The organism is Trueperella pyogenes (genome assembly GCF_001070855.1).
GTDB classification, from domain to species: Bacteria; Actinomycetota; Actinomycetes; order Actinomycetales; family Actinomycetaceae; genus Pauljensenia; species Pauljensenia pyogenes_A.
Map to the genome: position 1 here is coordinate 12,911 of NZ_JVLH01000003.1, position 11,250 is coordinate 24,160.

The 11,250-nt window shown below is 51.0% G+C and carries 10 protein-coding genes; 3 read left to right on the forward strand and 7 right to left on the reverse strand.

Annotated features, from left to right (window positions below):
- Positions 1-15: 15 nt before the first annotated feature.
- The 7 genes from ADG72_RS00170 to ADG72_RS00200 form a co-directional block, all read right to left on the reverse strand.
- Positions 16-954 carry a transketolase family protein gene (locus ADG72_RS00170; protein ID WP_048711296.1) on the reverse strand — a complete coding sequence of 313 codons (939 nt, stop codon included), beginning with the start codon at positions 952-954 and terminating at the stop codon, positions 16-18.
- A complete protein-coding gene (locus tag ADG72_RS00175; protein ID WP_239667608.1) occupies positions 951-1,769 on the reverse strand; it encodes a transketolase in 819 nt (272 codons plus the stop codon). Before ADG72_RS00175 ends, ADG72_RS00170 begins: the two co-directional genes overlap by 4 nt.
- Before the next feature lie 73 nt (positions 1,770-1,842).
- On the reverse strand, positions 1,843-2,262 hold the full coding sequence (locus ADG72_RS00180) for a DUF3830 family protein (protein ID WP_048711300.1): 420 nt from the start codon (positions 2,260-2,262) through the stop codon (positions 1,843-1,845).
- Between the two features lie 35 nt (positions 2,263-2,297).
- Positions 2,298-3,293 carry an aspartate/ornithine carbamoyltransferase family protein gene (locus ADG72_RS00185; RefSeq protein WP_048711303.1) on the reverse strand — a complete coding sequence of 332 codons (996 nt, stop codon included), beginning with the start codon at positions 3,291-3,293 and terminating at the stop codon, positions 2,298-2,300.
- A gap of 47 nt (positions 3,294-3,340) precedes the next feature.
- Entirely contained in the window at positions 3,341-4,681 is a 1,341-nt protein-coding gene (gene allB, locus ADG72_RS00190) for an allantoinase AllB (protein ID WP_048711305.1), read from the reverse strand.
- Positions 4,682-4,694: 13 nt separating this feature from the next.
- Entirely contained in the window at positions 4,695-6,212 is a 1,518-nt protein-coding gene (locus tag ADG72_RS00195; RefSeq protein WP_048711307.1) for an NCS1 family nucleobase:cation symporter-1, read from the reverse strand.
- 248 nt (positions 6,213-6,460) lie between these two features.
- Complete coding sequence (locus ADG72_RS00200) at positions 6,461-7,186, reverse strand: aspartate/glutamate racemase family protein (RefSeq protein WP_048711308.1); 726 nt, start codon at positions 7,184-7,186, stop codon at positions 6,461-6,463.
- A 379-nt stretch (positions 7,187-7,565) separates the two neighbouring features.
- Between ADG72_RS00200 and ADG72_RS00205 the strand changes: the two genes are divergently transcribed.
- From ADG72_RS00205 to ADG72_RS00215, 3 genes are read left to right on the forward strand one after another with little or no spacing between them, the layout of a single operon-like run.
- The gene (locus ADG72_RS00205; RefSeq protein ID WP_048711310.1) at positions 7,566-9,008 is read left to right on the forward strand and encodes a four-carbon acid sugar kinase family protein; all 1,443 of its coding nucleotides are present in this window, start codon (positions 7,566-7,568) and stop codon (positions 9,006-9,008) included.
- A 43-nt stretch (positions 9,009-9,051) separates the two neighbouring features.
- Positions 9,052-10,386, forward strand: a complete 1,335-nt coding sequence (locus ADG72_RS00210) for an amidohydrolase (protein ID WP_080978609.1) — start codon at positions 9,052-9,054, stop codon at positions 10,384-10,386.
- A gap of 10 nt (positions 10,387-10,396) precedes the next feature.
- The gene (locus ADG72_RS00215) at positions 10,397-11,248 is read left to right on the forward strand and encodes an aldo/keto reductase (protein ID WP_048711311.1); all 852 of its coding nucleotides are present in this window, start codon (positions 10,397-10,399) and stop codon (positions 11,246-11,248) included.
- The last annotated feature ends 2 nt before the right edge of the window (positions 11,249-11,250 follow it).

The window sequence follows — 11,250 nt, forward strand, 5'->3', positions numbered from 1 at the left end:
TTTCCGAGTTTGCAGTTACTTTGCCTGGATTGCTTCCAAAGCGGTTGCAGCGATAGGCTCCGCTCGAAGTCCGAAGTAATCCATGAGTTCGTCCATGGTTCCAGACAGTCCAAAAACGTCTTTTGTACCAACCCGTCGCAGTGGGACTGGATATTTTTCACAGAGGGTTTCAGCGACAGCTGATCCCAAGCCATTCAGAATCGAATGCTCTTCAACTGTGACAACTGCGCCGGTCTTCCTTGCGGATTCAGCAATTGCTTCCGAATCGATAGGCTTAACCGTATGCATGTGAAGAACCTCAGCGGAAACACCCTTTTCCGTAAGAATCTCGGCTGCCTTAAGCGTTTCAAAAAGCATATTGCCCGTTGAGATTAGCGTGACGTCACTGCCTTCACGGAAGCGAATTGCTTTACCAATTTCAAACGGGGTATCGGCGGTCGTCACGTCCGGGACCTTCAGTTTCCCAACACGCAGATATACAGGGCCGTCGTATTCATATGCAGCACGCACGGCTTTTTCCATCTCACACGAATCTGCGGGAACAATCACCGTCATGTCCGGAATCGCACGCATCAGTCCAATGTCTTCAAGAGGAAGGTGCGTTGCGCCTTCTTGGGCGGCAGAAGTCCCGGCATTGTGACCAACGATTTTCACATTCCTACCGGAGTATGCGACCGAAATTCGAACTTGGTCATATCCGCGTCCAGTGAGGAAGTTGGCATATGCATTCGCAAATGGGACCTTCCCAAGCGCGGCCATACCTGCAGCGGTTCCAACGATGTCGCACTCGGCAATTCCCATATTGAAGAATCTGTCCGGAAACTTGTCGCGGAATCGATTCGTGTAATTCGACTTTGCACAATCAGCATCAAGAACGAAAACATCATCATGCTGTTGTCCCAATTCAATGAGCGCTCGCGCATAACCTTCACGAGGTTCGGTAGTAGTCGTCACTTCAATTCCTCCAGAGCTTGTGCAAGTTCTTCATCCGTCGGAGCTAGGCCGTGGAACTTCGCGGTGTTTTCCATGAAGGACACACCCTTACCTTTGATCGTGTGGGCAATAATGATGCTCGGCTTCCCCTTAAACCGCATCGCACTTTCGAAAGCAGCATCAATCGCTGCAATATCGTGCCCATTGATTTCGATGGCGTTCCAGCCGAATGCTTCCCACTTTGCACGGACATCGCCGATAGACAAAACCTCATTGACGGGACCATCAAGTTGGATCTTGTTGTAATCAAGAATTGCACAGACGTTATCAAGGCCATAGGCGGCAGCTGACATCGCAGCCTCCCAAACTTGGCCTTCTTGAATTTCTCCGTCACCAAGCATGACGTAGTAACGCGAGTCCATGCCATCATGCTTAGCGGCCAGCGCTGCACCATTTGCAACAGAGAGCCCCTGCCCCAGAGAACCCGAGGACGCATCAACACAATCAAGATGAAGATTCGAGGGGTGCCCTTGGAGACGAGTGTGCATGTCTCGGAATGTCATAAGTTCTTCGCGAGGGAAGAACCCGCGTGCGCTCATCGCAGCGTAGTAGGCGGGAGTGCAGTGTCCTTTTGAAAGAAAGAACATGTCACGGCCATGCCAGTGAGGTTCGCTAGTACGTACACGCATGTATTTCATGTACAGAACCAGCAACACATCGATGGCGGAAAGAGAACCAGCCGGATGGCCGCTTCCCGCATGGTGCACCATTCGCACGATATCGCGACGGCACTCGAGAGCAGTCTGCTCGAGGCTCTCAATTTCTTCCTGTTTCAATGCATATCCTTTCTTCTGTGGGTGTCCTGGCGAGATCACCATCTCGCCAGGACACCCTGAGTGTCATGCGCGCTTACTCATCAATTTCGCGGAACGAAATCTCTTGGGCACCTTCCCAAAGGAACTTTTCGCCCAAGGCAGCAAGGTTCTCGTTGCCTTCGATGATCGTCGCGAAGTGGTTGCCAGCCAGCTGCCCCGCCTTCGAGGCAAAGTTGACGTATCCGTACGCAAGGAGCAGTTCCGTCTCAGATACACCACCGGGGTAGATTACGAGCTCACCGGGGTGCGGGTAGCAGGTTCCGTTCTCAGGCTTGATGCCAAGATCAAGATCGCCAAAAGGAATCCATCCGGCCTGGCCAGACCAACGAACATGAATGATCTTTGAGGTCAGACCAAGAAGATGCTTCTTGAAAGCTTCAACGGTCTTAGGCGCAGCTTCATCCTCATAGCGAGCCTTGAAGGTGTAGCCTCCAGCGGTAATTTCGAGCAGCATTGTTCCTTTTTCCTTTCTTATTGTTCTGTCTGTAATCAGTTGCCGAGGATCGATGCAAGCAGAGCCATGCGGATGGAAACCGACTGCAAAATTGCGCGGAAGTGCAACTGATGCGGAGTGTTATCGATACGCAGATCCATCTCGCCCTTACGACGCGGCAGGGTGTGAGTCACGTAGATCATGTGGCCCTTCTCTGCCTCATCCTTGAGGGTGTCGTAGCGGACGAAGTAACGATCCATCAAGGTCTTGAACTCGTCTGCCTTTGCGCCAGCGGGAGCAGAGCAACCCGGCAGGTAGATGAGGTCCTGCTTACGGACAAATTCGTTGAAGGAATCCTGTTCGAAATCGAATTCTTCATTCAATTCGACGTTAAATTCATTGCGAATACGGTCGGTCACCTCAGAGGGAGTACGGCGATCGGAATCGGATGCGATAGAGACATTTGCACCCAGGCGAGCAAGTCCGTAGGCCATCGAGTGGCCGGTGCGTGCTTCAACCATGTCAGGCGAGACAACTGCGACATTCAATCCCTCGATACGACCGAAACGACGCCACAGTGTATAGAGGTCAAGAAGCGCCTGGGTCGGGTGTTCCCAGTGGCCCCAACCACCGTTAATCACGGGGCATTCTGCGGACTCGGCTCCTCGGCGAGCTTCCTCTTCATCGTAGTGGCGGAGAACGATCAAATTGGCGTACTGCGAAATGCAGCGCATCGTATCTTCAATCGACTCTTCCTTCGCCACCGAAGAGGTCACTTTCGGATTTGCCTCAACAATGACGTGGCCACCCATACGCTCCATAGCGGTCTGGAAGCTCATACGGGTACGCGTTGACGGCTGGAAGAACATCAGCGCGAGCATCTTGTCATCGAAAAGGTCGATCTTCGAGCGGTTGAACAGCTCAAGGGCCTTACCAAGTTCGAACAGGTTGTAGAGCTGTTCGTTCGAGAGATCGTTGATCGAAATGAAGTTCTTGCCAGCGTGGTCAACGGCATCGATCAGTTCGCGCATTGAGCGCATGTGTTCAGACACAATAACTCCTGTGTTACTTAGTGTTTTCTATTGAATGAAGAGCGCCCTTAGGCGTGGAACAATTCCGTTCCCACTTTTGAATCCCTAGTCAGCTCTGTGTTTCCGCGCAGGATTGTTTGCTTCACAACTCCGCGCATCTCCCGACCGTCGTAGGGAGAAATCTTGTTCTTATGCTCCAGTTCAGCAACCTTCACGGTGAAGGTCTCATCCGGCGCAATGATGGCAAAGTCAGCATCGTTCCCGACCGCGATTTCACCCTTCCGGGCAATGCCGAAATTTCGAGCAGGATTTGCGGCGAACCAACGAGCAATATCCTGTAGCTCGACATCAAACTGCTTGCCTGCTGTCCAGATGGCGGAGAAACCAAGCTGAACAGATGAAACACCGCCCCAAGCCTGCGCAAAGTCGCCGATCTCAAGGTGCTTCAGATCTGCAGTACATGGAGAGTGGTCAGAAGCAATATGGTCGATCGTGCCATCGATGAGTCCCTGCCACAGCTTCTTGCGATTCTCGTCCTCACGAAGTGGAGGCGCACACTTGTACTGGGTTGCACCGTCTGGAATTTCCTCAGACGCAAAGGTCAGATAGTGAGGACACGTCTCGACAGTGACTCGCACTCCTTCAGCCTTAGCACGTTGAATATCGTCAAGAGCTTCTGAACTGGACAGGTGAAGGATATGTACGCGAGCACCCGTCTCTTTAGCCAGTTCCAGCAGGTTATGGATCGCAGTGTTCTCAGCACTCCGCGGACGCGAGTTCAAGTAATCCTGGTACTTTTGTCCACCGATCTGGGGTGCCTGCGCAAGGATTTCTGAGTCCTCGGCATGGACGATAAGGACTGCATCAAGACGCGCAATTTCCTCGAGCGTCTCCTTGATCTGTTCGTAGGTCAGATATCCATATTCATCAATGCCGGAATGAGCCGTGAAACATTTAAATCCATAAACTCCGTGTTCCCAAAGAGCTTCCAGATCAGGAACATTCCCCGGAACCGCGCCACCCCAGAAGCCGACGTCAACCGAGAGCTGCCCCTCTGCTGCCACTCGCTTAACATTTAGGTTTTCAAGGGTTGTCGTCGGAGGATTCGAATTGAGAGGCATGTCAAGAACCGTTGTAATTCCACCGGCGAATGCGGCGCGAGTCGCACTCTCATAGCCTTCCCATTCTGTCCGGCCTGGCTCATTGATATGCACATGCGAGTCCACGAGCCCTGGCATCAACACCTGGTCGTCCGGAACGATAATTTCTTTCGCTGCATCAACCGGAGCATCGAAGTCATCTATTCCACCGATAACCCCATTGCTAACGAGCACTGCACAGGGACGAATTCCATCAGGGAAGACGGTCCGCTTTGCTCTAATAACAAGGTCTACTGCTTGAGTTTCCATGTCTTTCACCTTTCTATCGGGCAATCGCATCACGATCGGCATCAAGGTCAACCGTCATCGCTTGCTTCACTGCATTGATCACGTAGGGGTCATTCTTAGAGACCAGGTAGTGACACGCGAAGGCGAGCCCTGCTCCGATAAACCATGAGAATGGACTGAGGAAGCGACAGAAATCGATCTGCAGAACCGCAATCAAAATTGTGGGGATCGAGGTTGCAATAAACACCCAGACAGCACGCATGTTCCAGCCCTTTGTAAAAGCATGCATCCCGTTAACTTTGAAGAGTTCTGATACCTGGACATGCTGCTTTCGCAAGAGGAAGTAATCCGCAATGATGATTCCAAAAAGCGGACCGAGAACCGCACCAAAAGCTGCAAGGAAGATATTGATCATCACAGGGCTGTTGAACAGGTTCCAAGGCGTGATAACCAGGGCAATCACCGCGGAGATCAAACCGCCACGAACGAAGTTGATCTTCGAAGGCCATGCGTTTGCCAGGTCGTATGCCGGAGAAACGAAGTTGGCAACGACGTTAATTCCCAATGTTGCAACCGAGAAGGTAATTGCCCCTAGGGCTGCGGCAATCGGGTGATTAATACGCGAAACCATTTCGACGGGATCGTAAACATATTCACCATAAATCTGGAACGAGCCTGCAGTTACCAGGACCGAGACAACCGAGAAGAGGATGAAGTTAACAGGAAGTCCCCACATATTTGCCTGGAAAACGGCCTTCTTGCTTGGAGAAAAACGCGCAAAATCGCAGAAATTCAGCAACAGCGTCGAGAAATAAGCGACTGTCAAGGCAATAGCTGCAAGGAATGAATGCAGCATTCCCCACTCAGCAGGCTTCGAAGGAACCGTGAGCGAGATGCTCCAACCAGCCTTGTAGAGCACATAAATCGTCAGAACAAACATGACAACCCAAACCGCAGGCCCTGCAAAGTCCTGGAATTTACGGATCGTTTCCATGCCGTTACGAAGCAGGAGCAGCTGAAGCGTCCACATTAAGACAAACGCAACCCAGCCAAGGATGCTCTCGCCAAGGAACATTGTGTGTCCCCAGTCGATCCACGACTTATTGATTGAACCAACAAGGACAATGACAGCCTTGGACGCGAGCCAAGTTTGAATTCCATACCAGCAGATAGCAACGAAGCCACGTGTCAAGGCCGGAAGATTCGACCCATAAACACCGAATGAAATACGTGCCAGCACCGGATAGCACAAGCCAGTTTTTTGACCCGCATATCCCACGAGGTTCATCAGAAGGAAAACAATAACAATTCCAACTGACAAACCCGCGAACACGAGTGCAGCGCTGAGCCCAAGCGCAAAAAGACCCGCCGCAAATGTATATCCACCAATCGAGTGAATATCTGACATCCACATCGCAAATAGCGAGTAGAAACTCCAGTCACGACTTTTTGCTGGAGCAAGATCGTCATTGAAAAGACTGGTATCAATACCCCTCGGCATGGCGTCATCTTCAACGCCAGCCGATGAGGGATTTATTACCTTCTCACTCATCTTTCCTACTTTCTGCCCGACAACGTTGTCGAGCTCCAGAATTAACCGAATAGACGCTTCTGAAAATCTATGAAGACGCAGACGAAGGGGGTGCCATCAGTTCACGCTTTGGTTTCCGCCACGTACGACGCCTCATCAATATTCGTTGAAGCTTGTAGCATTACCTGAGTACGCTTCCGCCACTTCACGCTTAATTGAAGTTTTACCTAAACGGAAAGAAGTCCGTTCAACAAGAAATGCTCTAAGAACTACTTAGTTCTCGAAATTGGCCAATTCGCAACCCGCTTAGGGCGCGGTGGCGCATAGGTGCGAATTTTTGAGGTAGTCAAACCAAGGTCAACAAGATCCTGAGCCAAGAGTGCAGCACACGCAACTCCCTCGACCACAGGTACATTCAGTTGCTCAGTTAGCTCTCGATCCAAGCCCGCCATGCCTCCACAACCAAGAACGATCACTTCGGCATGATCTTCAAGGAGCGCAATTCGCGCTTGTTCCCGAATAGCATCTTTCGCACGCTCCTGATCTTCCAGCTCCAGGACACTAAGCGAAGTCGATCGAACATTCGCACAGTGTCTATCAAGCCCAAAGCTCAGCAGACGCTCCTCGATAAGAGGGACGGCACGATCAAGTGTTGTCACGATGGTAAAACGATTGCCGAGAAGCATTGCAAAATGAGCAGCCGCCTCGGTCATATCAACAACTGGAACATCAACAATCTCACGCAGCCCTTCAACGCCATGCTCACCAAAGCCACATTGAATGACAGCATCAAAAGCATCAGGATAGGTTGCCACGCTGTCCATCACCGCAACAGCGCAGAGATACGATTCGAAATTACCTTCGACTGATTCCGCACCAACTCGTGGAGTCACCCCAACGATTTCCGTACCCTCACGCACAACAGCGCGTGCTGCGTCAGCAATCTGCTCAGTCATTGCAGCAGTGGTATTGACGTTAACCGCGAGAATTTTCATCTTTCCTCCCAGAAGTCAGTTATCAGCTACATCGCTAATAGGCCGATTCGACGACCCGAGTCGCCGTCGGTACGAGCGATGGTACACAGAGTTGCAACGCAGCAAAACACCCGACTTTTGGCTTTATGGCGCGTTTCTTTCGTTAAAACGCGCACAAAATAAGGACTGAAAAGTGTCAATCTTGACACCCTGAGCTAAAACTCTTAGGGACTTAATATTAACTTCACACCACTTTTTCAGCATTTAGTTTTGCTTATGAACAAAAACTGAAAAATAGTGGCACATATATCTATTAATTTAAATAATATTGACACTCCGACTGCGCGCTGTACTACAGTGAGCCCCCTAGGACGGTCACATACTGAACATGGAGGTTCTCATGGTGTCCCTCGATCAGCTTCTCAGCTCATATCCTCAAGCCCCCGATATCAGCGCTGGTGCAGTCCGCACAGAAATCAGGGAGAATTCAGCAACCGAAGCGGTTTTTTTCGTCCTTGACGACGATCCCACCGGCACCCAGTCCGTTGCGGATATCCCGGTATTAACAACCTGGGGTTTGGAGGATTGCAAATGGGCGCTTACACAAGAAAAGCCCGCAATTTATGTCATGACAAATTCGCGTTCACTACCGCGTTCAAAAGTCGCAATTATCATCAATGAAATTGTTCAGAATGCTAGCGAGGCGGCTCGACAACTAAATATTCCTATCTCATTTGTTTCGCGCTCGGATTCGACATTACGTTGCCATTTTCCGCTTGAGGCTACATCGATTGCGAAATCAATTGAGCAAAACGGTCAAAGAATTGACGGAATTGTCCTTATTCCTGCTTTTCCAGATGCCGGTCGAGTGACCATAAATGGTGTCCATTACTGCCGAGAAGACAATAGTTATATCCCTGTTGGAGAAAGTGAATTCGCGCGAGATGCAAGTTTCGGTTTTCACTCCTCTGAACTTGCTCTTTGGGTAGAAGAAAAGAGTGGGGGTGAAATTCCCTTCGATAATGTGGTAACTGCGGATCTGAATTGCGTTCGCACCAAGCCTGAAGAGCTTCTCTCACGCGTTATGTCGATGCGTAAGGGGATGGTCTTCGCACCTGATGCAGCTTGCGAAGAAGATTTGCGCGCAATAAGTCTTGCTTTGATTCAAGCAGAAGCACAGGGGAAGCACTTTGTCTACCACGTCGGTCCTCCTTTTATGCGAGCTCGAATTGGTCAGGACCGTCATGCTCCGATTACTAGCGATGAAATCAGCACTCTCATCGACTCTGAGCGCGCTTTTGTTCCCGGCGGTTTGGTCGTAGTCGGATCGCATGTTGCGGTAACGAATGCGCAGCTCAACCATCTCACTTCGAACGTGCCGCTCCATCACATCGAGCTTGATGTTTCGCAGGTTATTGATGATTCTCAACGCGAAATGTACCTCAACGAGCTCGCGCGTGAAGCAATCGATTGTTTATCTGAAAAAACTGTATTGATCTCTACCTCTCGGAAGGTTCACACCGCTTCCGATCCCGAGGCCTCGCTTGCTATTGCACGCCTCGTGTCGGCTTCCCTTGTCCGCCTCGTTCAAGAAATCATCACTGGGACTTCCCCCCGTTTTGTCATTGCAAAGGGAGGGATTACTTCATCGGATCTGGCCTCAAAGGCACTTCAGATGCGGCACGCAATGTGCATTGGGCCGATGCTCGAAGGAATCATTTCGCTCTGGACAGCATGCTCGGGTCCTGCGCTGGGAATTCCGTACATCGTTTTCCCGGGAAATGTCGGTGATGAAACTGCCCTTACTCGGGTTGTCCAGAAACTTACGGCAAGTCAGAAGTAAGCCGGTAACAATTCATTTTTATAGACCAAGAAGGAAAAATATCGTGACCGATATCTTCCATTTCGATACACCCGAAACACCTACCCGGCTATATACCGAGTTCATGCAGAAAGAGACCGAGGAACGCCGCGCATTTCTCGGAGATTCAGAGCAACTCGATGAAGAAACAGGAGCAGCTGAAGTCCTCCGCGATGCACTGAGCAGCGCAATTCTTCATCTAAATAACGAAATTATTTCGCTTTCTCACACAATTCATTCGCACCCTGAGACGGGCTTTAATGAGTACTTTGCGATGAACACAGTCGCCGAAGTACTCGCGCGACACGGCATTAGTAGTGAGAAGGGAGTTTTCGATATTCCAACAGCGCTTCGTGCAAGCATCGGAAACTCCGACCCGGATGCACCGGTATTTGCATTAACCTGCGAGTATGACGCCCTCCCGGGCATCGGGCATGGCTGCGGACATAACGTTATGTGCGCCCAAACAGTGGGGGCATTTCTAGCATTATCAGCACTCAATTCAGAACTGCCCGACGGCCTCCCCATGCGGGTGATCCTCCAGACCACCCCCGCAGAAGAATGCTCGACCTGCAAAGAAGTTCTCTTCCAACGAGGCGCATTTGATGGCGTTGACGCGGTTGTAATGGCCCACTCTTACGGGACGGATGTTGCACACCAAACATGGCTCGCACAAAAACGCTTAAAGATCCAATTTACAGGCGTCCCCTCACATGCGTCATCGGCGCCTTTCATGGGGCGTAATGCGCTCGACGCTGCAGTCCTGTCTCTGACCGGAATCGGCCTGCTCCGCCAACAGCTCTCACCCACCGACCGCATGCACGCAATTATCACCAATGGTGGCGACGTGCCTAACGTCATCCCAGAGAAAACCGAACTCAGCATGTGTATCCGATCAAAATACGACTCGGGACTGAGCAACCTTGTTGAACGAGTACTCAATATCTTCCGCGGGGCAGCACTGATGACAGGCACAGCGGTCACTTTTATCGAAGAAGCAAATCGAAACGAAGCGCCCGTTATATCAAATAAGTGGCTCCTCCAATCATGGGTACGTTCACAGCGTCGACGCGGACGAAACCCCCTGCCATTCGGAGTCCTATCAGAGACAATCGCAGCGGGAACAGACTTTGGAAATCTATCAATCCGTATACCGGCAATCCATCCGCTAGTTTCTGTTGGAGACTCTCAGCTGATGCTCCACACAGAAGAATTAGCCGCCGCCGCGGCATCACCTTCAGGGGACCAAGCAGCGCTGGATGGTGCTTTTGGCCTCGCAAGTGTGGCGCTCGACTTCGGCTACGACGAATGCTTCCGAAATGCAGTCGCAGAAGATTTCAATGCGACGAAGGAACTCTAGGAGATCACAGATGTCAATGGTCCTTCTTAAAAACGGAACTTCAATCCCCCAGCTTGGCTTGGGAACTTGGTATCTCGGCGATAGCGCAAGCACACGAGACGAAGAAATTGCCGCCCTGAGATACGGAATCGAATCGGGCGCAACGCTTATCGATACCGCTGAAATGTACGGAAACGGACGATCTGAAGATCTAGTCGGCGAAGCAATCAGCCCCTATGAACGCGATTCTATTTTCCTGATCTCGAAGGTTCTTCCCTCTAATGCCTCGCACGAGCGTATAGAGCACTCGCTCGACACAAGCTTGCGCTTCCTCAACACCGATTATTTGGACATGTATCTCTACCATTGGCGTGGAGCAGTGCCCCTAGAAGAAACCGTCGAAGAATTGGAGCGCCTCCGCGCAAAGGGAAAGATCTCCTCGTGGGGAGTATCTAACTTCGACTGCTCTGATATGTCAGAGCTCTTGGAGGTTCAAGGCTCACAGCATTGCCAAGTCAACGAAGTCCTGTACCACCTTGGTTCACGAGGAATCGAAGTCGATCTACAACCTTTGCACGCTGCACATAGAGTTACGACAATCGCCTACTGTCCTCTTGCGCAGGCTGGAAGGCTGCAGCACAACCTCATCACAAATAAAGTTATCCAAACCCTGGCTGCCGACCGCGGTGTAACTCCCTTCCAAATCCTGCTTGCATGGGTCCTTGCTCATAAGGACGTCGTTGCAATCCCGCGCACCGGAAGCTTGAAGCATATGAAAGAAAACATCGAGGCAGCATCAATCTGCTTCTCGCAAACAGAACTCGATCTTCTCGACTCCGCATTCCCGCGACCGCGGCACCCAGTGCCGCTAGATATCCAATAGGG

Bases quoted from the DNA above. Each gene is read 5' to 3' on its own strand.
- ADG72_RS00180 (WP_048711300.1), bottom strand. From the start codon at position 2,262: ATGCTGCTCGAAATTACCGCTGGAGGCTACACCTTCAAGGCTCGCTAT.
- allB (WP_048711305.1), bottom strand. From the start codon at position 4,681: ATGGAAACTCAAGCAGTAGACCTTGTTATTAGAGCAAAGCGGACCGTC.
- ADG72_RS00195 (WP_048711307.1), bottom strand. From the start codon at position 6,212: ATGAGTGAGAAGGTAATAAATCCCTCATCGGCTGGCGTTGAAGATGAC.
- ADG72_RS00200 (WP_048711308.1), bottom strand. From the start codon at position 7,186: ATGAAAATTCTCGCGGTTAACGTCAATACCACTGCTGCAATGACTGAG.
- ADG72_RS00205 (WP_048711310.1), top strand. From the start codon at position 7,566: ATGGTGTCCCTCGATCAGCTTCTCAGCTCATATCCTCAAGCCCCCGAT.
- ADG72_RS00215 (WP_048711311.1), top strand. From the start codon at position 10,397: ATGTCAATGGTCCTTCTTAAAAACGGAACTTCAATCCCCCAGCTTGGC.